Source organism: Pseudomonas sp. ANT_H12B, assembly GCF_008369325.1.
Classification (GTDB): domain Bacteria; phylum Pseudomonadota; class Gammaproteobacteria; order Pseudomonadales; family Pseudomonadaceae; genus Aquipseudomonas.
On record NZ_VOBI01000053.1, the window covers coordinates 1 to 631 of the forward strand.

The 631-nt window shown below is 60.4% G+C and carries 2 protein-coding genes; both read right to left on the reverse strand.

Annotated elements, in window-relative coordinates; translation table 11 throughout:
- A partial coding sequence (locus FQ185_RS30075) for a cbb3-type cytochrome c oxidase subunit I (RefSeq protein WP_178113628.1) occupies positions 1–218 on the reverse strand: 218 nt, incomplete at its 3' end.
- Between the two features lie 15 nt (positions 219–233).
- A partial coding sequence (locus tag FQ185_RS30080; RefSeq protein ID WP_149420604.1) for a cytochrome c family protein occupies positions 234–631 on the reverse strand: 398 nt, incomplete at its 5' end.

Genomic DNA, 631 nt, shown 5'->3' on the forward strand with positions numbered 1-631 from the left:
ACCATCCAGTAGGTTGCCCCCATGAACCCGGTCAGCACCCAGACGATCAACAGATTGGTGTGAATCGCCTTGGTGACGTCAAAGGGCAACACGTCGAGCAGGGGATCCGGTCCGAGGTATTTGGCCGCCGAGAGCAAGCCGAATACCAGTTGCAGACCGAATAGCGCCATAGCAACGGCGAAGTACCAGTAAGCGACGGATTGAGATCTGTAACGCATGGTCATCCCCTTTGATTACTGGAACGACGCCAGATAGGCGACCAGTTGATCGATCTGTTCGGGCGTTAGCGATTTGACGAAGGTGTCCGGCATGAACGACATGCCATTGGCGGAATACATGTCGCCCGGATGCAGGTAGGCGCTTGGCGTGACGATGGACTCGCGGATGAAGCCTTCGACGTCCTTGGCCTTGCCCTTGTAGTCAGGCGAGGCGATGACCTGTTTGGCCCGAGCGGCCAACCCGGCCAGTGTCGGTCCGGCGAGATTGACCCCCGGTGCAATCGAGTGGCAAGCGCTGCACACCGGTGTGGCGGTGGTTCGAAACAGCGCCTCGCCCAGGGCGATCGGGTCTTCCTTGTCGGACACCGGGCGTGCGGCGGGTGGTTGGTTGCCACCGGCGACGTTCTGTTGCG